Origin of the sequence: Niveispirillum sp. KHB5.9, assembly GCF_048066115.1 — a bacterium.
GTDB lineage: Bacteria > Pseudomonadota > Alphaproteobacteria > Azospirillales > Azospirillaceae > Niveispirillum.
In genome coordinates this window covers 87,615-109,184 of sequence record NZ_JBLTYX010000012.1, presented here as the reverse complement: position 1 = coordinate 109,184, position 21,570 = coordinate 87,615, and the positions used below count along the sequence as shown (strand labels likewise).

At 66.7% G+C, this 21,570-nt stretch carries 18 protein-coding genes and 4 tRNA genes; 11 read left to right on the top strand and 11 right to left on the bottom strand.

Annotated elements, in window-relative coordinates; translation table 11 throughout:
• Positions 1–172: 172 nt before the first annotated feature.
• The 8 genes from rplA to ACM9HJ_RS19200 all read right to left on the bottom strand — a co-directional run bounded on the left by rplA (position 173) and on the right by ACM9HJ_RS19200 (position 4,117).
• Positions 173–883, bottom strand: a complete 711-nt coding sequence (rplA, locus tag ACM9HJ_RS19235) for a 50S ribosomal protein L1 (RefSeq protein ID WP_416573464.1) — start codon at positions 881–883, stop codon at positions 173–175.
• Entirely contained in the window at positions 883–1,317 is a 435-nt protein-coding gene (gene rplK / locus ACM9HJ_RS19230) for a 50S ribosomal protein L11 (RefSeq protein ID WP_416573375.1), read from the bottom strand. Before rplK ends, rplA begins: the two co-directional genes overlap by 1 nt.
• 134 nt (positions 1,318–1,451) lie before the next feature.
• Positions 1,452–1,982: a transcription termination/antitermination protein NusG gene (gene nusG, locus ACM9HJ_RS19225; protein WP_054169727.1), complete on the bottom strand. Its 531-nt coding sequence runs from the start codon at positions 1,980–1,982 to the stop codon at positions 1,452–1,454.
• 3 nt (positions 1,983–1,985) lie between these two features.
• Positions 1,986–2,201: a preprotein translocase subunit SecE gene (secE, locus tag ACM9HJ_RS19220; protein WP_416573374.1), complete on the bottom strand. Its 216-nt coding sequence runs from the start codon at positions 2,199–2,201 to the stop codon at positions 1,986–1,988.
• 85 nt (positions 2,202–2,286) lie between these two features.
• Positions 2,287–2,362 (bottom strand) — tRNA-Trp (locus ACM9HJ_RS19215).
• A gap of 266 nt (positions 2,363–2,628) precedes the next feature.
• Positions 2,629–3,816, bottom strand: a complete 1,188-nt coding sequence (gene tuf, locus ACM9HJ_RS19210) for an elongation factor Tu (RefSeq protein ID WP_416573373.1) — start codon at positions 3,814–3,816, stop codon at positions 2,629–2,631.
• Between the two features lie 64 nt (positions 3,817–3,880).
• Positions 3,881–3,954, bottom strand: a tRNA-Gly gene (locus tag ACM9HJ_RS19205).
• A 78-nt stretch (positions 3,955–4,032) separates the two neighbouring features.
• Positions 4,033–4,117, bottom strand: a tRNA-Tyr gene (locus tag ACM9HJ_RS19200).
• 140 nt (positions 4,118–4,257) lie between these two features.
• Here ACM9HJ_RS19200 and rlmB point away from each other — a divergent pair.
• Together rlmB and ACM9HJ_RS19190 are read left to right on the top strand one after the other, a co-directional pair.
• Entirely contained in the window at positions 4,258–5,547 is a 1,290-nt protein-coding gene (gene rlmB / locus ACM9HJ_RS19195) for a 23S rRNA (guanosine(2251)-2'-O)-methyltransferase RlmB (protein ID WP_416573372.1), read from the top strand.
• 56 nt (positions 5,548–5,603) lie between these two features.
• Positions 5,604–5,678: transfer RNA gene (locus ACM9HJ_RS19190), tRNA-Thr, on the top strand.
• Positions 5,679–5,700: 22 nt separating this feature from the next.
• Here the strand turns inward: ACM9HJ_RS19190 and ACM9HJ_RS19185 are convergent.
• Complete coding sequence (locus tag ACM9HJ_RS19185) at positions 5,701–6,303, bottom strand: hypothetical protein (RefSeq protein WP_416573371.1); 603 nt, start codon at positions 6,301–6,303, stop codon at positions 5,701–5,703.
• Between the two features lie 225 nt (positions 6,304–6,528).
• Between ACM9HJ_RS19185 and ACM9HJ_RS19180 the strand changes: the two genes are divergently transcribed.
• Complete coding sequence (locus ACM9HJ_RS19180; RefSeq protein WP_416573370.1) at positions 6,529–8,559, top strand: aminopeptidase P family protein; 2,031 nt, start codon at positions 6,529–6,531, stop codon at positions 8,557–8,559.
• A gap of 36 nt (positions 8,560–8,595) precedes the next feature.
• Here the strand turns inward: ACM9HJ_RS19180 and ACM9HJ_RS19175 are convergent, their stop codons facing one another.
• On the bottom strand, positions 8,596–9,276 hold the full coding sequence (locus ACM9HJ_RS19175; RefSeq protein ID WP_416573369.1) for a TetR/AcrR family transcriptional regulator: 681 nt from the start codon (positions 9,274–9,276) through the stop codon (positions 8,596–8,598).
• A 251-nt stretch (positions 9,277–9,527) separates the two neighbouring features.
• Between ACM9HJ_RS19175 and ACM9HJ_RS19170 the strand changes: the two genes are divergently transcribed.
• Together ACM9HJ_RS19170 and ACM9HJ_RS19165 are read left to right on the top strand one after the other, a co-directional pair.
• Positions 9,528–11,630: a 3-hydroxyacyl-CoA dehydrogenase NAD-binding domain-containing protein gene (locus ACM9HJ_RS19170; protein WP_416573368.1), complete on the top strand. Its 2,103-nt coding sequence runs from the start codon at positions 9,528–9,530 to the stop codon at positions 11,628–11,630.
• A gap of 111 nt (positions 11,631–11,741) precedes the next feature.
• Positions 11,742–12,959, top strand: a complete 1,218-nt coding sequence (locus tag ACM9HJ_RS19165; protein ID WP_416573367.1) for an acyl-CoA dehydrogenase family protein — start codon at positions 11,742–11,744, stop codon at positions 12,957–12,959.
• A gap of 162 nt (positions 12,960–13,121) precedes the next feature.
• Here ACM9HJ_RS19165 and ACM9HJ_RS19160 read toward each other — a convergent pair whose 3' ends face one another.
• Positions 13,122–14,141 carry an NAD(P)/FAD-dependent oxidoreductase gene (locus tag ACM9HJ_RS19160; RefSeq protein WP_416573366.1) on the bottom strand — a complete coding sequence of 340 codons (1,020 nt, stop codon included), beginning with the start codon at positions 14,139–14,141 and terminating at the stop codon, positions 13,122–13,124.
• A gap of 150 nt (positions 14,142–14,291) precedes the next feature.
• Between ACM9HJ_RS19160 and tsaE the strand changes: the two genes are divergently transcribed.
• From tsaE to proB, 6 genes are all read left to right on the top strand, one after another.
• Positions 14,292–14,744: a tRNA (adenosine(37)-N6)-threonylcarbamoyltransferase complex ATPase subunit type 1 TsaE gene (gene tsaE, locus ACM9HJ_RS19155; RefSeq protein ID WP_416573365.1), complete on the top strand. Its 453-nt coding sequence runs from the start codon at positions 14,292–14,294 to the stop codon at positions 14,742–14,744.
• A 4-nt stretch (positions 14,745–14,748) separates the two neighbouring features.
• Positions 14,749–15,753, top strand: coding sequence for an aminoglycoside phosphotransferase family protein (locus ACM9HJ_RS19150; RefSeq protein ID WP_416573364.1), 1,005 nt, complete (start codon positions 14,749–14,751; stop codon positions 15,751–15,753).
• Between the two features lie 20 nt (positions 15,754–15,773).
• On the top strand, positions 15,774–16,514 hold the full coding sequence (locus tag ACM9HJ_RS19145) for a nucleotidyltransferase family protein (RefSeq protein WP_416573363.1): 741 nt from the start codon (positions 15,774–15,776) through the stop codon (positions 16,512–16,514).
• Positions 16,514–19,540, top strand: coding sequence for a double-strand break repair protein AddB (gene addB / locus ACM9HJ_RS19140; RefSeq protein ID WP_416573362.1), 3,027 nt, complete (start codon positions 16,514–16,516; stop codon positions 19,538–19,540). The genes ACM9HJ_RS19145 and addB overlap by 1 nt, the downstream gene beginning before the upstream one ends.
• 21 nt (positions 19,541–19,561) lie before the next feature.
• Entirely contained in the window at positions 19,562–20,110 is a 549-nt protein-coding gene (locus tag ACM9HJ_RS19135; protein WP_416573361.1) for a DUF1003 domain-containing protein, read from the top strand.
• A 98-nt stretch (positions 20,111–20,208) separates the two neighbouring features.
• The gene (proB, locus tag ACM9HJ_RS19130; RefSeq protein ID WP_416573360.1) at positions 20,209–21,348 is read left to right on the top strand and encodes a glutamate 5-kinase; all 1,140 of its coding nucleotides are present in this window, start codon (positions 20,209–20,211) and stop codon (positions 21,346–21,348) included.
• Positions 21,349–21,570: the final 222 nt, after the last annotated feature.

Below are 21,570 nucleotides of genomic sequence, written 5' to 3'. Positions count from 1 at the left end.
CCGTCCCGGCAAATCAATGCTTTTGCTCCTGTCTGCGCCGGCTGGACTATTAAGCGTCAGAAGGGCGAAGCCTTCATCGGCGCGCGGCGGTCTCGGACAGGGTGGGCCTTCCCGAGGGAAGACCCAGTCCCCCACCCGGCCGAGGCCGCGTGGGAGAAACTTGTCACTGAACTTAGGCGTTCAGCGCGGCGACCAGCGTGGCCACATCCAGCTTCAGGCCCGGACCCATCGAGGAGGACAGCGAGACCTTCTCGATATAGGTGCCCTTGGCGCCCGAGGGCTTGGCACGGTTGATCGCGGAAACGAACGCCTTGACGTTCTCTTCCAAGGCTTCGGCCGTGAAGCTGGCCTTGCCGACGCCGGCATGCACGATACCGGTCTTCTCGGCGCGGAACTCGACCGAACCGCCCTTGGCGGCCTTGACGGCCTCACCGACGTTCGGGGTCACGGTACCCAGCTTCGGGTTCGGCATCAGGCCGCGGGGGCCCAGGACCTTACCCAGCTTGCCGACCACGCCCATCATGTCCGGGGTGGCGATGCAGCGGTCGAAATCCATGTTGCCGGCCAGGATGGCTTCAGCCAGATCGTCGGCGCCGACAATGTCGGCACCAGCGGCCTTGGCTTCATCGGCCTTGGCACCGGCGCGGGCGAACACGGCGACGCGGACGGTCTTGCCGGTGCCGTTCGGCAGCACGACCATGCCGCGGACCTGCTGATCGGCGTGACGCGGATCGATGCCCAGGTTCAGGGCGATCTCGACCGTCTCGTCGAACTTGGCGGTGGCGTTGGTCTTCACCGTGGTGACAGCGTCACCCAGGGCGTAGAACTTGGCGCGGTCAACGTTGCCGTTGGCCTTCTTCAGACGCTTACCGATGGCCATGATCAGCCCTCCACCACTTCGAGGCCCATGGAACGGGCGGAACCGATGATCATGCTCATCGCGGCTTCCACGTCGTTCGCGTTCAGGTCGACCATCTTCTGTTCGGCGATGGCGCGGACCTGGCTGGTGGTCACCTTGCCGACGGTGGCGGACTTGCCGACCGTGGGCGACCCCTTGGTGATGCCCGACGCCTTCTTCAGGAAGTAGGTCACCGGCGGGGTCTTGGTCACGAAGGTGAAGGTACGGTCACCATAGGCGGTGATCACGACCGGAATGGGCATGCCCTGTTCCAGCTGGGCCGTCTTCGCATTGAACTGCTTGACGAACTCCATGATGTTCAGACCGCGCTGACCCAGCGCCGGACCGATGGGCGGGCTGGGGTTGGCCTTGCCGGCCGGAACCTGCAGCTTGATGTAGCCGACGATTTTCTTCGCCATGATGATCCTCATAATCTGACGGACGGCCGGGCCGTTCCGTCATGGGATTGCGTGGTGCGGCCGCCCTTGGACTTGCGGGCTGAAGCCTCCCACGCGGGGTAACCGGCCGATGGAGACCACCGGCCGGAAATTCGTCAGATCTTTTCGACCTGGGTATATTCCAGTTCCACCGGGGTGGCGCGGCCGAAGATCGACACCGCGACCTTGAGGCGGGACTTGTCCTCGTCCACTTCTTCCACCAGACCGGTGAAGGACGTGAAGGGACCGTCCGTGACCCGGACATTCTCGCCCACCTCGAAAGTGATGGAGGGCTTGGGCCGCTCCACGCCTTCCTGCACCTGGTTCATGATGCGCAGCGCCTCGGTCTCCGAGATGGCCTGCGGCTTGCCGCCGCCGCCCAGGAAACCGGTCACCTTCGGCGCATTCTTCACCAGATGCCAGGTGTCATCCGTCAGCTCCATCTTCACCAGCACATAGCCGGGGAAGAACTTGCGCTCGGAATTGATCTTGGCGCCGCGGCGAACCTCCACGACCTCTTCGGTCGGGACCAGGATGTCGCCGAACAGCTCTTCCAGACCCTTCTGGGCGGCCTTCTCACGAACAGCCTGCGCGACCTTCTTCTCGAAGCCCGAATAGACGTGGACGACGTACCAACGCATGGCCATGGATCAGCCCCCGATACCGAGAATGAGGCGGATGCCGAATCCAAGGATCTGGTCCACCGTCAGGAAGAAGATGGAAGCCAGGATCACCATCACGAAGACCATGCCGGTGGAGACGAGAGTCTCCTTCCGCGTCGGCCACGTGACCTTGGCGACCTCACGGCGCACCTCGCGCAAGAATTCTGCGGGATTGGTTTTTGCCATGTTGGCGTTGGCCATCATTCCTGAATGCACATACCGTTTCGTCACCCTGGCACTGGCACCGGCTGGAGCCGGACTTCGGCAGGGGGCCATCCTTTTAAGGGGATGGCAGGAGTGGAGGGGCTCGAACCCCCAACCCCCGGTTTTGGAGACCGGTGCTCTACCAGTTGAGCTACACTCCTACACCTCGGAACCGATTGCGGCGTCGATGACAAAACATCACCGTCGCCCCGAGCGGTCCCGGGGAGTGCGGGTTGATAGCGCAATCGCGCCCGCAACGCAACAACCAGTTTGCACCGATCATCGATACGCGTTGCAGGGGATCATTGCACGCCCCGCATTCCCGGAAAGCCTCACCGTCGCCGGCCAAGCCCTTCCATAAAAAGGAAAAGGGCCGCTGTTTCCAGCGGCCCCTCCCCATCCATCCACCCTTTCGGGCGATACGGACTTACTTGACGATCTTCGACACGACGCCGGCGCCGACGGTGCGGCCGCCTTCGCGGATGGCGAAGCGCAGGCCTTCATCCATGGCGATCGGGGCGATCAGCTTGACGGCGAAGCGGATATTGTCGCCCGGCATCACCATCTCCGTGCCTTCCGGCAGGGTCACCGAGCCGGTCACGTCCGTCGTGCGGAAGTAGAACTGCGGACGGTAGTTGGCGAAGAACGGGGTGTGACGGCCGCCCTCTTCCTTGGTCAGGATGTAGGTCTCGGCCTCGAAGTCCGTGTGCGGGTTGATCGAGCCCGGCTTGGCCAGAACCTGGCCGCGCTCGACGTCCTCACGCTTCGTGCCGCGCAGCAGCGCGCCAATGTTGTCGCCGGCCTGGCCCTGGTCCAGCAGCTTGCGGAACATTTCAACGCCCGTGACGGTCGTCTTCACCGTGGCCTTCAGGCCGACGATCTCGACTTCCTCACCGACCTTGACGATGCCCTTCTCGACGCGGCCCGTCACCACGGTGCCACGGCCCGAGATCGAGAACACGTCTTCGATCGGCATCAGGAACGGCTTGTCCACCGGACGGTCGGGCTGCGGGATGTAGCGGTCGACCTCGGCCATCAGCTTCAGAACGGCTTCGCGGCCGATGTTCGGCTGCGTGTCGTTCAGGGCGCAAACGGCGGAGCCGGGGACGATCGGAATGTCGTCGCCGGGGAAGCCATAGCTGGTCAGCAGCTCGCGCAACTCCAGCTCCACCAGCTCCACCAGGTCCGGATCGGCCAGGTCCATCTTGTTCAGGAACACCACCAGGGCCGGCACGCCGACCTGACGGGCCAGCAGGATGTGCTCGCGCGTCTGCGGCATCGGGCCGTCGGCGGCCGAGCACACCAGGATCGCGCCGTCCATCTGCGCGGCACCCGTGATCATGTTCTTCACATAATCGGCGTGGCCGGGGCAGTCGACGTGGGCATAGTGGCGGTTGTCGGTCTCGTACTCGACGTGAGCGGTCGAGATCGTGATACCGCGGGCCTTCTCTTCCGGCGCCTTGTCGATCTGGTCGTAGGCCGTGAAGGTCGCGCCGCCCTTTTCCGCCAGCACCTTCGTGATGGCGGCCGTCAGCGACGTCTTGCCATGGTCAACGTGACCGATCGTGCCGATGTTGCAGTGCGGCTTGTTCCGCTCAAACTTTGCCTTAGCCATGGTATCCTGTGCCCTTGCCTGCTGCGATCTATAGTAGACGCCGGGTCGTGGAAGAGGTTCGGTATGGAGCGGGTGAAGGGAATCGAACCCTCGTCGTAAGCTTGGAAGGCTTCTGCTCTACCATTGAGCTACACCCGCACGGTGCGTTTCGCCCGCTTCACGACAACGTCACCACAAGCAGAACGGCGCGCCCCATATTCTGAGGCGCGCCTGAACTGGTGGAAGGGGCTGGATTCGAACCAGCGTACGCTATGCGGGCAGATTTACAGTCTGCTGCCTTTAACCACTCGGCCACCCTTCCGCGGTGCCGTTCCCGGCCAGCGGCCTGAACGGAGCCCGGGTTATAAGGATTAAATCGGACCTGTCAACGCCATTCTGACATGCGTGTTCATTCTTTCTATCCACTGGCGGAAATGCTGGGTTTGAACGAAAGTGGGCTCCATGAGAAACCGACCCCCCTCCTCCAAGTCAGATCGTCCCGGCAAGGGCGGCGCCAGCAGTGGCGGCGCTTCCCGTTCCGGCGGACGTGGTTCCAACCGTACCGGCGGCGACGATGCGCGCGCCGGCAGCCGTCCGGGCAAGCCCGGTTACGCCAAGGCCGGCCCGGCCAAGTCGGGTTATGGCAAGCCGGCGCGCAGTGGCGCGTCGGGCGAGGGCCCGCGCGGCCCGCGCACGGAAGGGGGGCGCAGCGAACGTCCGGCACGCGCCGGCGATGACCGGCGTTCCGACCGGCCCCAACGCGGCGAAGGTCGCGGGGAGTACCGGGGCGAAGGTCGGGGAGAGTTCCGCGGGGAAGGCCGTGGTGAGTTCCGGCGTGAAAGCCGCCCTGGTGGCGACCGTCCCGCCTATGGTGATCGTGGCGACCGCCGCCCGTCCAACCGCCCGCCGCGTGGCGAGGATCAGGGGGAACGCCGCCGTCCGATGAGTGCGGCGGAGGAACTCGGGCTCGAATCAGCCCCGCCGCTGCGTGCCAGCACCGGCCCGGCGCTGAACAAGCATAATTTGCTGTACGGCGTGCATGCGGTATCGGCCGCCTGGATCAACCCGCGCCGCAAGATCCGCGATCTGTTCGTCACCGAATCCGGGCTGGAAGCCCTGGAAGAGGCGTTCGACAAGGCGTCGGTGGCGGAGCTGGACCGGCCTGAGCCGCGTCTGGTGGAAAAGGACGAGATCGAGAAGCTGCTGCCGCCCGGTTCCGTGCACCAGGGCGTGGCCCTGTCCTGCGCGCCGCTGCCGGAGGTGGAGATCGAGGATATCATCGACGCCGCCGCCGATGATCCGTTGGCCCTGGTGGTCGTGCTGGATCAGGTGACCGACCCGCACAATGTCGGCGCCGTGTTGCGTTCGGCCTCCGCCTTCGGCGCCAAGGCCCTGATCGTGCAAGACCGTCACGCCCCGCCCGTCACCGGCACCCTGGCCAAGACGGCCTCTGGCGCGGTGGAGGCGGTGCCGCTGGTGCGCGTCACCAACCTGGCCCGCGCCATCGACCAGCTGAAGGCCGCCAGCTTCTGGACCGTCGCGCTGGCCGAATCGGGTGCCCGCCACCTGCATGAGGTGGACCTGTCGGGCCGCACGGCCCTGATCCTGGGGTCGGAAGGCGACGGTATCCGCCGCCTGACGGGGGAACGCGCCGACGAGATCGTCAAGCTGCCCACGGGCGGCCCGGTCGGCAGCCTGAATGTGTCCACGGCCGCCGCCGTGGCCCTTTACGAGGTCGCGCGGCGGCGCTAATGTCGCCGCCCGTTCGCCGGAGGGTTACCCTCTCCGGCGAAACGCCCTCCGGGCATGCCGGCTTAGCTCAGTGGTAGAGCAACCGCCTTGTAAGCGGTAGGTCGTCAGTTCAATCCTGACAGCCGGCACCAGCCTTTCCCGATCCGCATGACGTCATCGCCGACGTTTGAAAATTCTACGGTCCCCAAGTGGGAACGTGGCTGCATTTAAACGCAACATCTTCATTTGGAAATTTACCTCGCGGGCAATTTCGAGAAGGGGTCGAACATCAAGTTGGGCTCTGGCAACACGTCGGGTCGCATCACCACCGCTTTCCAGTTTGAAACGCCGGATGGTCAGTTGGTAATCCATAGCCCCGCCGTAAAGCGCGGCGAGTTGCTGGGCAAGAAGCTCTTCAAACACAGGGAGCTGTGCAAGCCGTTCCCGAATTGCCCTGATATCATCTTCCCAATTGTTGAGGGTGATGCCGCGTGACCCAGTCAATGATCCAGTCAAATCGTTAACCGCAATCGTATCATCGGCTCCGAACGCTTCGTCCGCGTATAAGGCAACCTGTTCTAAACCTTGATGAAGCGACTCAACGTTTGGCGAAAGCATCATCGCTAGCGCAAGAGCCTTACTACGCCTCTCTTGCCTTTCGCGCGTCTGAGCCGTCCATGTCTGATAAGCGGGAACTGCAACCGCAATGGCAATACCTGCAACCGATCCGATCGCTTGTATCCATGCCGGCCAATCACCCGCACCATCCGTCGCCATAGCCTTCACCCTCAACCTGTCCACACCATCATGAAGCGGATTTGGCGCCAATTCTGGCGGCAAGAGATGGCTCGCGCCAGAATTGTACGCTTTGATTGAAGGGTCGCGCCATTCTACTCACCTGAATGGGTCGTCCAATGCCGGCCGCCCTTCCGCCCACCCCTTGCGCCCCCGTCCCCAGCGCACTAGCGTGGCGGCACCAATAAAGCTCGCGGGAGCCATAAAGTGTCTGTCAGCCTCCATACTGTTCCCTACCAGGGCGACGCCACCCTGGGCGATCTTCTGCGTGCCGACGGGATCGACCGGTCCGTCGCCGCCATCCGTGACTTGATCGCAGGCGTGAATGCCGCGCCCGATGGCGAGTTGCCCGATGCCTGGCTGGACTTAATCTCCACCCGCCGGTCGGATGCCACATCGGAACAGCTGAACGCCCTGCGCGCCACCATCGACCGCCCGGCCGACCCCGCCAGGGGCGATCATGCCGCAAGGCTGGCCGCCTTGCGCGCCGAACTGAAGCGCCGCGGGCTGGACGGGTTCGTCATTCCGCGCGCCGATGAATATCAGGGCGAATATGTGCCCCTGCGCGGCAGCCGCCTGGCCTGGATCAGCGGTTTCACCGCGTCGGCCGGTGCCGTTGTCGTGCTGCTGGACAAGGCTGCCGTTTTCGCCGATGGCCGCTACACGATCCAGGTGCGCCAGGAGGTCTCGCCCTCGCTGTTCAGCTATCACCATCTGATCGAGGAGTTCCACGGCGACTGGGCGGCGGCGAACCTGCCCGCCGGTGCCAGGCTGGGCTTCGATCCCTGGATGCATACCGGTGGCTGGGCCGACAAGATGCGCGCCAGCCTGACGCCCGCCGGCGTGGAACTGGTGGCCACCGATGGCAGCCCCGTCGATGCGGTCTGGACCGACCAGCCGCCCGCCCCGCTGGGCGTGGTCAATATCCAGCCCCTGTCCGCCGCCGGCCGCTCGGCCAGCGACAAGCGTGGTGATATTGCCGAGGCGCTTTCCAAGCTGAAGGCCGATGCCACCGTCCTGACCCAGCCGGACAGCATCGCCTGGCTGCTGAATGTGCGTGGGGCCGACGTGCCCTGCACGCCGCTGCCTTTGTCCTTCGCCACCATCCGCGCCGACGGCAATGTCGACTGGTTCGTCGACCGCCGCAAGCTGGCGCCGGGCCTGGAGGAGCATCTGGGCAATCAGGTCGCCATCCGCGCGCCCGATGAACTGGCCGCCGCGCTGGACAAGCTGGGGGCCGAGGGCGCCAAGGTCCGCCTGGATGGCGGCACCGCCGCCCTGTGGGTGGTGGAGCGCCTGTCCAAAGCGGGGGCGAAGCTGGACCAGGGCGGCGATCCCTGCGTGCTGCCCAAGGCGGTGAAGAACCAGACGGAGATCGAGGGGGCGAAGGCCGCCCATCGCCGCGACGGGGCCGCCCTGGTGCGGTTCCTGCGCTGGTTCGATGGGGAGGCACCCAAGGGCCAGCTGGACGAGCTGACCGTGGTGGCGAAGCTGCACAAGGCCCGCCAGGGGGCGGCCGATTTCCGTGGCCCCAGCTTCGAGACGATCAGCGGGGCCGGCCCCAACGGTGCCATCGTGCATTACCGCGCGACGGAGGCCACCAATCGCCGCATCGAGAATAACAGCGTCTTCCTGCTGGATAGTGGCGGGCAGTATCTGGACGGCACCACCGACATCACCCGCACGCTCGCGGTCGGCGATGTCGGGCCGCAGGCGCGCCGGCATTTCACCCTGGTGCTGAAAGGCCATATCGCGCTGAACCGTGCCCGTTTCCCCGCCGGCACCGCCGGCAGCCAGCTGGACACGCTGGCCCGGCAGTTCCTGTGGCAGCAGGGGCTGGATTACGACCATGGCACCGGCCATGGCATCGGATCCTACCTGTCGGTGCATGAGGGACCGCAGCGCATCGGCAAGCAGCTGAACGCCGTCACCCTGCTGCCCGGCATGATCCTGTCGAACGAGCCGGGTTATTATCTGGCAGGCTCCTACGGGCTGCGCATGGAGAACCTGGAGCTGGTGGTACCGGTGGCCATTGCCGGTGCGGAACGGCCCATGCTGGGCTTCGAGACGCTGACCGTCTGCCCCATCGACCGCCGCATGATCGATCCCGCCCTGCTGACGGGTGAGGAGCGGGACTGGCTGAACGCCTATCATGCGCGGGTGAGGGCCGAATTGTCGCCGCTGGTGTCGGGTGACGACCTGGCCTGGCTGGAGCAGGCGACGGCGCCGCTGCTGTGATGTGCAACCGGCCGGGGATATGTACCCGGCCGGTATTCATCCCTTCGCGGGATAAGGCGCTTCCAACCCCGCCGTCACATAATCGATGACACGGGCGGCCACCCCATCCAGATCGTCCAGCTGGCAGAGCCCGCCCGACAGGGTTTCCAGCCGCTTCATGTCCGTATAGAGCGAATGCTGCACGCCCATGGCGAAATGCAGCCGCCAATAGACCTCGTTCTGCGGCAGGTGCGGCAGGGCGCGGGCCAGCGACAGGGCGAAGCGCTGCAGATGCCCGACCTCCTTGTCCAGCATCTCCCGCGCTTCCGCCGGGCCGTCGCCGCGCGCGAACGCCACGAACTGGTTGTAGAGCGCCAGGCGGGTGGAGGTGAAGGAATAGCGGATGGCCGGCAGCACCAGGGCCGCCACGATCTCCCGCACCGGCGGGGTGCCGCCATTGGCCTTTTCCTCCGCCTCGCGCAGCAGGCGGGCGCGGGCGCGGTTCAGTTCCATGGCGCCGCGCCGGAACACAGCGATCAGCAGCGCGTCCTTCGACCCGAAATGATAATTCACCGCCGCCAGATTGACGCCCGCCGCCTGCGTCAGCTCGCGCAGCGACACGGCGGAATAGCTTTTTTCGGCGAACAATCGCTCCGCCGCGTCCAGGATCACTTCCTTGGTATCCTGGCGCCCGCCCACCACTTCCGTGTCGGCGGCCGGATCGGCCCCTGCCTTCATCCCGTTTTGTCCCTGCTGCTGCCCTGAACCACCCCTTGCCGGGGTATTTTGCGCGACCGTATCAAACGGCCGTTCATACTTTATCGATGCGATGCATCGCCGCCAACCTTCCTGTAACACCATAAAATCACATGGGTGACGTGACGTAACCTGGAGGGATCGGCATGCATTGACTTAAACACTTGTTTGAAACTAGCATGGGTCCAACGACAATCCCAGCACCATCGGTGCCGGCAGAGAGGGAACGCCAGATGAGCCAGCAGCCTGTCCGTTACGACCGCCAGGGCGCGGTCGGTGTCGTCACCGTGGACAGCCCGCCCGTCAACGCCCTGTCCCAGGCCGTGCGCCAGGGCCTGTGGGACAAGGTGACGGAAGGTTTCAACGATGCCGCCGTGACGTCGCTGGTCATCGTGGGTGCCGGGCGCACTTTCATCGCCGGGGCCGACATCGCCGAATTCCTGACCGGCGGCATGGGTGAACCCGACCTGAACGACGTCAACGACCTGATCGAATCGGGGCCAAAGCCGGTGATCGCCGCCATCCATGGCACGGCCCTGGGCGGCGGACTGGAAGTGGCTTTGTCCTGCCATTACCGCGTGGCCGTGCCCAAGGCGCAGGTGGGTTTGCCGGAAGTGAAGCTGGGCATCCTGCCCGGCGGTGGCGGCACGCAGCGCCTGTCGCGGCTGGTGGGGGCGAAGACCGCCATCGACCTGATCACCACCGGCGTCTTCCTGCCGGCATCCAAGGGGCTGGCCCTGGGCATCCTGGACCATGTGGGCGAGGGCACGGACCCGCTTGCCGTAGCGATTTCCTTCGCCGCCACCCTGCCCGCCGGCCCGCACAAGCGCACCCGCGACCGGGAAGAGAATCTGGTCGCCGACAAGGGCAGCCCGGTCTTTGAGGAGGCGCGCGCCTCCCTGGCCAAATTCGCCCGTGGCCAGTTCGCGCCACAGCGCTGTGTGGACGCCGTGGAAGCCGCCTTCACCCTGCCCTTCGATGCGGGGCTGAAGCGCGAGCGGGAACTGTTCTTCCAATGCATGGCGCATGATCAGGCCAAGGCCCTGATCCATGTGTTCTTCGCCGAGCGTGCGATCTCCAAGATCCCCGATGTGCCGCCCAGCGTCACCCCGCGCAAGATCGCGCAGGTCGCCGTGCTGGGCAGCGGCACCATGGGTGGCGGCATCGCCATGAACTTCGTCAATGCCGGCATCCCCGTGCGCCTGCTGGACCTGGATCAGGCGGCCCTGGATCGCGGCATCGGCGTTATCGCCAAGAATTATGCGGGCACCGTCGCCAAGGGCAAGCTGGCCCAGGCGGACATGGACAAGCGCCTGTCGCTTATCACGCCCACCACCGATTATGCCGATCTGGCCGATGCCGACCTGATCGTCGAGGCGGTGTTCGAGGATGCGGATGTGAAGGCCAAGGTCTTCCGCCGGCTGGACGAGGTGGCGAAGCCGGGCGCCATCCTGGCATCCAACACCTCCACCCTGGACCTGGACGCCATCGCCGCCCATACCAAGCGCCCGGCCGATGTCATCGGCATGCATTTCTTCAGCCCGGCCAATGTGATGAAGCTGCTGGAGGTGGTGCGCGGCAAGGACACGGCGCCGGATGTCATCGCCACCGCCATGGCCGTGGGCAAGCAGATCGGCAAGGTCAGCGTCCTGGTCGGCAACTGCGACGGATTTGTCGGCAACCGCATGGTCCAGTATTACGCCACCGAGGCGCAGCGCCTGGTGATCGAGGGCGCGTCGGTGGAACAGGTGGACAAGGCGGCCCTGGAGTTCGGCCTGGCCATGGGGCCGTTCGCCATGGGCGATCTGGCCGGGCTGGACGTGATGGGCTTCATCCGCGCCCGCCGCGTGGCCGCCGGCCTGATCTATGGCACGCCCTTGTCCGACCGCATCGACCCGGCGCGCAAAGGCCAGAAGAACGGCCGCGGCTGGTACCGGTACGAGCCGGGCAACCGCACCCCCCTGCCCGATCCGGAGATCACCGCCGTCATCGACGCCTATCGTGCGGAGAAGGGCGTGATGCCGCGCGCCATCGGCAACGAGGAAATCGCCAAGCGCCTGATCTACACGCTGGTCAACGAGGGTGCGAAGATCCTGGAGGAAGGGATGGCGCTGCGGGCCGGCGATATCGACATCGTCTATATCTACGGCTACGGCTTCCCCGCCTGGCGCGGCGGTCCGATGAAGTTCGCGGAACTGGCCGGGCTGGACAATGTCCTGGCCGATATCACCCGCTATCACGCCGATGCCGTGAAGGCGGGCGATGCCGACGGCGCCTATTGGGAACCGGCGCCGTTGCTGGCGCGGCTGGTGGCCGACGGGAAGAAGGGATTTTGATGTAGGTCGGGGTGAGCGATCGCAAACCCCGGCATCATCCCGCACCGTCGCCTGTCGGGGTTCGCGATTGCTCACCCCGACCAACGAAATCGAACCCGGAAAGCCCCCGCCATGACCGCCATCTTCGAGATGTCCCCCCGCGCCCGCGACCTGTATGAGCGGGTCATCGCCTTCATGGACGCCCATGTCTATCCCAACGAGGCCGCCCTTTACGCCCAGGTGGCGGAAGGCCCGACCCGGTGGAAGCCCGTGCCCCTGCTGGAAGACCTGAAGGCGAAGGCCCGGCAGGCCGGCCTGTGGAACCTGTTCCTGCCGGATTCGGACCTGGGTGCCGGCCTGACCAACCTGGAATATGCGCCGCTGTGCGAGATCATGGGGCGCAGCCATTGGGCGCCGGAGGTGTTCAACTGCTCCGCCCCCGACACCGGCAATATGGAAGTGCTGGTCCGCTATGGCACGGACGAGCACAAGGAGCGCTGGCTGAAGCCATTGTTGAATGGCGAAATCCGCTCCGCCTTCGCCATGACGGAACCGGCCGTGGCCTCAAGCGACGCCACCAACATCGCCACCCGCATCATCCGCGACGGCGACGATTACGTGATCAATGGCCGCAAATGGTGGATCAGCGGTGCCAGTGACACGCGCTGCAAGATCATGATCGTCATGGGCAAGACCGACCCGGACGGGGAGGATCGCCACCGCCAGCAATCCATGATCCTGGTGCCCACCGACACGCCCGGCGTCACGGTGAAGCGCCCCCTGCCCGTCTTCGGCTATGACGACGCGCCGCACGGCCATTCCGAGGTGCTGTTCGAGAATGTGCGCGTGCCCGCATCCAACCTGCTGCTGGGTGAGGGTCGCGGGTTCGAGATCGCCCAGGGCCGTCTGGGCCCCGGCCGGATCCATCATTGCATGCGCCTGATCGGCGCGTCGGAACGCGCCCTGGAACTGATGTGCAAGCGCCTGTCCAGCCGTGTGGCCTTCGGCAAGCCGATCGCCGCGCAAAGCATCTGGCTGGAGCGCATTGCCGATGCCCGCATTTCCATCGATCAGGCCCGCCTGCTGACCCTGCAGGCCGCGTACATGATGGATACGGTGGGCAACAAGGTGGCCAAGGCCCAGATCGCCATGATCAAGGTGGTGGCCCCCAACGTCGCCTGCCAAATCATCGACATGGCCATCCAGGCCCATGGCGGCGGCGGCGTCTGTGACGATTTCCCCCTGGCCTGGGCCTATGCCAATGCCCGCACCCTGCGTCTGGCCGACGGCCCGGACGAGGTGCATCGCAACCAGATCGGCAAGATGGAACTGGGTAAGTACCGGGGTTAGAGCATGTTTCCGGTCACCGGAAACATGCTCTAGTTTTCGTTTCCTCAATCGCCGGCGCCGCATCCGCGGCTTGGCTTCACGCCGCACGTGCGGCGCGGCGACGGTCGCCGCCGGGGCGGTTTCCGGTCACCCGGAAACCGCTCTGACGCGCCCAAGGGCGCATCAGTTCCCCGGTACACCCTTCGTCGTCGAATATTCGAAATGCATGGGCTGGTCGGGATGGATCAGGCCATGCACGGCGTGGGCGGCCATGGCTGCCTCACTGAACCCGCACAGGATCAGCTTCAGCTTGCCCGGATAATGGGCGATGTCGCCGATGGCATAGATGCCCGGCGCCGACGTGGCCAGCGTGCGCTGATCGGCCAGGATATGGCCCTTCTCCATGTCCAGGCCCCAATCGGCGATGGGGCCGAGATTCATGGCCAGCCCGAAGAAGGGCAGCAGCACGTCGGCCTCCAGCACCTTCTCCTTGTCGTCCAGATCGGCGACGCGCACGCCGGTCAGCTTGCCGCCCGTGCCTTCCAGGCCGGACAGCTGATACGGCACCACCATTTCCACCTTGCCCTCCTTCACCAGGGCATCCAGGCGGGACACGCTTTCGGGGGCGGCACGGAATTTCGGCCGGCGATGGATCAGCATGACATGGGCCGCGACCTCGGCCAGGCTGTTGGCCCAGTCCACGGCACTGTCGCCGCCGCCGGCAATGACGATGCGCTTGCCGGCGAAATCCTGGCGGCGCTTGACCAGATAGAAGACGCCCGTGCCCTCATAGGTCTCCAGCCCTTCCAGCGGCGGCTTGTTGGGGCCGAAGGCGCCCACGCCGGCGGCGATGATCACCGCCTTGGCGTCGATGACCGTGCCCTTGTCGGTGCCCACGCGCCAGCCGCCATCGGTCCTGGTCAGCGTCGTGACCTGCTGGCCCAGATGATAGGTGGGGCTGAACGGGGCGGCCTGTTCGGCCAGCTTGTCGATCAGGTCGGCGCCGTCGATGGCGGGATGGGCCGGGATGTCATAGATCGGCTTTTCCGGATACAACGCCGCGCACTGCCCGCCCACCATGTCCAGCGCGTCCACCACATGGGTGCGCAGCTTCAGCATGCCGCATTCGAACACGGCGAACAGGCCCACGGGCCCAGCGCCGATGATGACGACATCGGTGGAATGGACGGTCTCGGTCGACATGGATCAACGCTCCCAACGGGCGGACATCGTGACGGGTGGGGTTTGGTGCCGCGTTTCGGGACGGATGGCAAGGGTGTGATTGCGTCGCCTATTGCAGTGCGGGGCCTTTTTGTCGGAGTCTGGCACCATGATCCTGGAAAGCCCACCCGCATGACGCTCACCCTTTCCCTTCCCGACGAGGCCGCGACGGCGGCACTCGCCACCCGCATCGCCCCGCATCTGCGCGCCGGCGACGTGGTGACCCTGCGCGGGGACCTGGGTGCGGGCAAGACCGCGCTGGCCCGTGCCATCATCCGCCATCTGGCCGGTGATCCGGCGGAGGAGGTGCCGAGCCCCACCTTCACCCTGGTCCAGACCTACGACCACCTGTCCCCGCCCCTCTGGCATTTCGACCTTTACCGCCTGACCGATCCGGGAGAGGTGGTGGAACTGGGGTGGGAGGAGGCACGGGAGAGCTGCGCCCTGGTGGAATGGCCGGAACGGCTGGGGTCGCTGATGCCGCGCGATCGGCTGGATGTGGAACTGACCCTGGACGGGCCGACGGCACGGCGTGCGGTGCTGACCGGGCATGGTGCCTGGGCGCTTCGGTTGGAAGGGTTTTGATTAGATGCGTGATGATGTGATCCGTACCTTCCTGGACCAGGCCGGTTGGGCCGATGCGACCCGTATCTCCATGGGGGCCGACTGGTCCACAAGGCGGTATGAGCGGCTGACCCGACCCGACGGCACCCGCGCCATCCTGATGGATGCGGCCGGCGACGGGGCGGTGCAGGTCCCACCCTTCCTGCGCATGTGCGCCCTGCTGCGCGACGTGGCCCTGTCGGCGCCGGAGATCTTCGCCGAAGACCCCGCCCAGGGCCTGCTGCTGCTGGAGGATTTCGGCGATGACAGTTTCGCCGCCTTGCTGGAACGCGGCGATGATCCCTGGCCGCTCTATGCCGTGGCCACTGACGTCCTGTCCCACCTGCATAACCGGTTCGACAATGCGTCCGCCCCGGATGTGCAGCGCTATGACCTGGGCCTGTTCACCAGACAGGTGGCCCTGTTCGGTGACGCCTATCTCGATGCCGCCGGCCAGCCTCTGAGTGCGGCCGGGCGGCAGGCGCTGGATGAGACCTGGGTCACCGTCCTGAACCAGGTGCAGGGCCTTGTCCCGGACAGTCTGCTGTTGCGCGATTACCATCCCGGCAACCTGATGGCCCTGCCCACCCGGCCCGGCGTGCGCGCCTGCGGGTTGCTGGATGTGCAGGATGGCGGCATCGGCCCCGTCAGTTACGACCTCCTGTCGCTGCTGCAGGATGCGCGGAGAGACGTGCCGGATACCATCCAGGCCGCGATGATCGACCGCTATCTGGATGCCCGTCCCGGCCTGTCGCGCGACGCGTTCCTGGCGTCATATGCCGTGATGGGCGCCATGCGCCATGCCCGTATCCTGGGCCGCGTGGCACAGCTGGCGGCGGGCGGGGGCAAGGCCAGGCAGCTGGCCTTCCTGCACCGCGTCTGGGGCCAGTTCCAGGCGTCGATCGCCCATCCGCTGCTGTCCCCGTTACAAAGTTTCATGGATCAGCATTTGCCCAGTGATGGGGCCGTGGCCCATATTCTTGGGCGTTAAGTCGAATTGGAGTGAGTAAGATGTCCTTCATGCCCAAGCGGGCGATGGTGCTGGCGGCCGGACTGGGCCTGCGCATGCGCCCGATCACGTTGGAGACGCCCAAGCCGCTGATTTCCGTGGGCGGCCGCACTCTGCTGGACCATGCGCTGGACCGTCTGGAGGCGGCGGGCGTGGAAGAGGCCGTGATCAATGCCCATTGGCTGGGCGACAAGATCGCGGCGCACCTGGATGCCAATCCGCGCCGGAAGCTGAAACTGACCCTGTCGCGCGAAGCGGCGCAGCTGGAAACCGGCGGCGGCGTCAAGCATGCCCTGTCCCTGCTGGGTGACGAGCCGTTCTTCGTAGTCAATGCCGACATCGTCTGGCTGGACGGTCCGGTGCCGGCGCTGAAGCGTCTGGCCGCCGCCTGGAACCCCGACCGGATGGACAGTTTGCTGCTGGTCACGCCCACGGCCACAGCCATCGGCTATGACGGGCGCGGCGATTACCAGATGGACCCGGATGGCCGCCTGTCCACAAGGCCCGATATGGAGGTGTCGCCCTTCGTCATGGCCGGCGTGTCGATCATGAGCGCGGCACAGTTCGCCGACACGCCCACGGGCGCCTTCTCCAACCTGCTGATCTGGCGGCGGGCGGAGGCAGCGGGCCGGCTCTATGGCGTGCGGCACGAGGGCAACTGGTACCATGTCGGTACGCCGGCCGCCGTGCCGCAGGTCGATGCGCATCTGGCGGCCCCCGCCAGCCGCGAGGTCGTGCCCTGATGGATGGGCCGACCGCCCACCCTGCCAGCGTCTTCACGCTGGCCCCCAACCTGCCCTTCGTGGATGCGCTGGCGGCGGGATTGTGGGAACAGGCAGGCGGGGATGCGCTGGCGCTAAACCGGTTCACGGTGCTGCTGCCCACGGCACGCGCAGTGCGGTCCTTGCGGGAGGCGTTCCTGCGCCTGTCGGGCGGGCGGCCCGTGCTGCTGCCGCGCATGGCGCCGCTGGGCGATGTCGACGGGGACGAGGTGTCCTTGATGATGGACGGGGTGACGGGCAAGGCCGGCGGCCTGGACCTGCCCCCCGCCATCGGCCCCTTGCGCCGGCAATTGCTGCTGGCCCGCGCCATCGCGGCGGCCGGCGACCGTTTCGCCAAGACCCGGGCGCAGGCGGCCCGGCTGGCCCGCGAACTGGCCAAGCTGCTGGATCAGACGCAGACGGAGATGGTGGGGTTCGAGCGGCTGCACAGCCTGGTGCCCGCCGATTATGCCGAGCATTGGCAGGTCACCCTGACCTTCCTGTCGATCATCGTCGAACAATGGCCGGTTATCCTGGCGGCCGAGGGGGCGGTGGACCCGGCGCAGGAGCGCAACAACCGCCTGCTGGCCTATGCCGAGGCGTTGCGGGCCGCCCCGCCCAAATACCCGATCATCGCCGCCGGCTCCACCGGTTCCATCCCCGCCACGGCGGAACTGCTGTCCACCATCGCGCGGCTGCCCACCGGCTCCGTCGTTCTGCCCGGCCTTGACCGGAACTGCGACGAGGCCACCTGGGACGCGCTGGATGATGCCCATCCGCAATTCGGCCTGAAGCAGTTGATCGACCGGATCGGCGTGTCGCGGGCGGACGTGGCGGACTGGCCGCTGGCCGCTGGTGTCGCCCCGTCCTGCCCGCCCGCCCGCACGGCGCTGATCGCCGAGGCCCTGCGGCCCGCCGGCACGACGGAGGCCTGGCGCGACCTGGGCGACCTGGACCCGTCGGCGCTCACCGGCCTGACCCGCATCGATGCCGCCACCCCGCAGGAAGAGGCGGGCGTGATCGCCCTGATCCTGCGTCAGGCCCTGGAGATGCCGGAACAGACGGCGGCCCTGGTCACGCCCGACCGCAATCTGGCCCGCCGCGTAGCCACCGAACTGCGCCGCTGGGATATCCGGGTGGATGACAGCGCCGGCCGCCCCCTGGCCCAGACGCCGGTGGGGTCGTATCTGCGCCTGATCATGGATACGGCGGTGCAGGGCGCCCCCATCCCGCTTCTGTCGCTGCTGAAGCACCCGATGGCCGGGGCCGGCTGGCCGGCGGGGCAGCTGCGGCGTCAGGCCCGTCTGCTGGAAACCGCCATCCTGCGGGGCCCCCGTCCCGCCGCCGGTCTGGAGGGTCTGCGCCAGGCCATCCGCTTCATCGCGTCCGATGCCGCCGACAAGCGCCGCCGCCTGCGCAACGACGCCATCCGCGACGACCTGCTGCTGGTCGTTGACCGGCTGGAGGCGGCGATGGGCGAACTGGCCGCCGCTGTCGCGGATGGAGAGGAACGCCCGCTGTCCGACTGGCTGCGCCTGCATGTCGGGGCCGCCGAAGCCCTGGCTGCCTTGGAAGGCGAGGCGGGTGCCGACCGTCTGTGGCGTGACAAGGATGGGGAGGCCGCGGCCAGCTTCATCGATGAGCTGCGCGAGGCCGCCGAGGGCTACCCCCCCCTGGGCGGCAAGGATTATGCCGGCCTGATGGAGGTGCTGATCGCCGGCCGTGCCGTGCGCTCGGCCTTCGGCCTGCATCCGCGCCTGCATGTGCTGGGCCTGATGGAGGCGCGGCTGCAGCAGTTCGACGTCATGGTCCTGGCCGGATTGAACGAGGGCACCTGGCCGCCGGCCCCGCCGCCCGACCCCTGGATGTCGCGCCCCATGCGCCGCGATTTCGGCCTGCCGGCGCCGGAGCGCATGGTGGGGCAGGCGGCCCATGACTTCGCCACATCCTGCGGCGCCAAGACCCTGTACCTGACCCGGTCGGAACGGGTGGAGGGCACACCCACCGTGCCGTCGCGCTGGCTGCTGCGCTTGGACACGGTGCTGGACAAGGCCGGCCTGCGCGGCCGGATCGAGGGCAATGCCGGATATTGGCGCGGCCTGTGGCAGGCGCTGGACCGGCCGGCCCGTGTCCGCCCCTGTCCGGCCCCGGCACCGAAGCCGCCGGTTTCCGCCCGCCCCCGCCGCCTGTCGGTGACCCAGATCGAAACCTGGATGCGCGATCCCTACGCCATCTATGCCGCCAAGGTGCTGGACCTGTCGGCCCTGGACCCGATCGATGCCGATCCGGGGGCGGCGGAACGCGGCGACATCATCCACAAGGCGCTGGATGCCTTCGTCAGGCAATATCCTGATACCCTGCCGCCCGACCCGTTGGCCGAACTGCTGTCCATCGGCCGCGGCGCCTTTGGCGACCTGCTGGACCAGCCGGGCGTGGCCGCCTTCTGGTGGCCTCGCTTTGAAAAGGTGGCCGCCTGGTTCGTGGCGCAGGAGGCGGAGCGCCGCCGCACCATCCGCCCCCTGGTCACCGAGGTGTCGGGGCGCATCACCCTGGCCGGTCCCGCCGGCGACTTCATCCTGACCGCCAAGGCCGACCGCATCGACCGCACGCCCACGGGCGGGCTGGTGCTGATCGATTACAAGACCGGCACGCCACCCGGCGACAAGGAAGTGAAGCTGGGCAAGGCGCCGCAATTGCCGCTGGAAGCGCTGATCGCCGCCCAGGGCGGGTTCGAGCATGTGAAGGGTGCCCGCGTCGACGGGCTGGAATACTGGCGCCTGTCGGGCGGCGATCCCGCCGGCACCATCCGGGTGCTGAAGGAGGACCCGGCGGCACTGGCGCTGGAAGCGCGTGAAGGGCTGCTGGACCTGATCCACCAGTTCGACGATCCCGACATGCCCTATCACAGCCAGCCGCGCCCCGCCTGGGCACCCAAATATACCGACTATGCCCACCTGGCCCGCATCAAGGAATGGTCGGCCGGCGGCGGTGGCGAGGCGGAGGGGTAGTCTCAACCCGAGGATACGGCCATGAACAACGAAATCCGCCAGCTGGCCGAACAGCTCCTGTCCCAGGGTGATGGCGCCCTGACGGAACGGGAACGTCGCGTGCTGTCGCGCATTGCCCATCGCCGCGCCATCACCCGCAACGGCCATTCCGACTATGAGGCGTCGATGACGCTGGGCGACCGGCTGGCCGACAAGGTGGCGGCGGTGGGCGGGTCCTGGAGCTTCGTGATCGGTTTCGCACTGGTCATGGCCGTTTGGATGGTGCTGAACGCGGCTTTCTGGGGCTTCGCCTGGGACCCGTATCCGTTCATCCTGCTGAACCTGATGCTGTCCACCCTGGCGGCGGTGCAGGCCCCCATCATCATGATGTCGCAGAACCGCCAGGCCGCGAAGGACCGCGCCCAGGCTGAGATGGATTACGAGATCAACCTGAAGGCCGAACTGGAGATCATGGCGCTGCATGAGAAGCTGGATCGGCTGCGTACCGATGAGCTGGAAGCCATGCTGCGGCAGCAGCGCGATGAGTTGGCACTGCTGCGCGAGGCAATTGCCAACCTCTCTCCCCGGTAACCCACCATCCACGCATGTCGGCAATATTCCTTCGTGCATTGACCCCGACGCTTGCCGAAAAGCATAAGCGGGGTCTGGATATTGCCGGGATGGGTGCCATGGGTGTGGGTTCGCAGGATCTGGGTTCGGCGCGGCGGCTGATCGTGAAGATCGGGTCGGCGCTGATGGTCGATGCCGCCACCCACCGCATCCGCACCGATTGGCTGGATTCTGTGGCCGACGATGTCGCGGCATTGCGGGCCCGCGGCGTGGAGGTGGTGATCGTCACGTCGGGCGCCGTCGCCTGCGGGCGCGAGCATCTGGGCCTGGTCGGCCGTCCGCTGCGGCTGGAGGAGAAGCAGGCCGCCGCCGCCACCGGCCAGATCCGCCTGGCGCACGCGTACCAGGAGACGCTGGCCCGCCACGGCATCACGGTCGCCCAGGTGCTGCTGACGCTCGATGATACCGAGGATCGCCGCCGCCACCTGAACGGCCGCGCCACCATCGAAACCCTGCTGAAGCTGGGGGCCGTCCCCGTCATCAACGAGAATGACACGGTGGCCACGGCGGAAATCCGCTTCGGCGACAATGACCGGCTGGCCGCCCGCGTGGCGCAGATGATCAGCGCCGACACGCTGGTGCTGCTGTCGGATATCGACGGGCTCTATACCGCCGACCCGCGCAAGGACCCGGAAGCCAGGCACATCCCCATCGTGCAGGAGATCACGCCGGAGATCGTGGGCATGGCCGGCGAACCGCCGCCGGGATACAGCAGCGGCGGCATGGTCACCAAGATCGTGGCCGGGCGCATCGCGCTGGCCGCCGGCTGCCGCATGGCCATCGCCATGGGCAAGCGCGACAATCCGCTGGGCGCACTGGCCCAGCCGGTGGAGCAGGGCGGGGCGCTGGCCACCTGGTTCGTGCCCAGTGCTGAACCGCGCACCGCCCGCAAGCGCTGGATCGCCGGTGCGCTGAAGCCGCTGGGCACCCTGGCCCTGGATGCCGGCGCCGTGGCTGCCTTGCTGAAGGGCGGGTCGCTGCTACCGGCCGGCGTGCGCGGGGTGGAAGGCGAGTTCGAACGTGGCGATCTGGTGCTGATCCAGGGGCCGGACGGGCGCACGGTCGGGCGCGGCCTGTCGGCCTATGGTGCCCCCGACGCCCGCGCCATCGCCGGCCGGCGCAGCGCGGAGATCGAAGCCGTGCTGGGCTATCGCGGCCGGGACGAGATGGTGCATCGCGACGACCTCGTCCTGGGGTGATTGCTGACTTTTCGGGCTGCTTATGCTAGGCTTCCCGTAATCATTGCCACAGCTCCGTCGCATTCGGAGATGGGCCTGAAACGGCTCCGGCCTGTACCGGAAAAACCGTTTCACCCTGTTGCGTGGGAGCGTTCCGAATTCGGAGTTCGTGTGCGACAGCTCCGGTTCGGACCGCAAAAAACGTCGCATGGCGTTTCACAGGCCCTGCGCATTCGGAGTTGG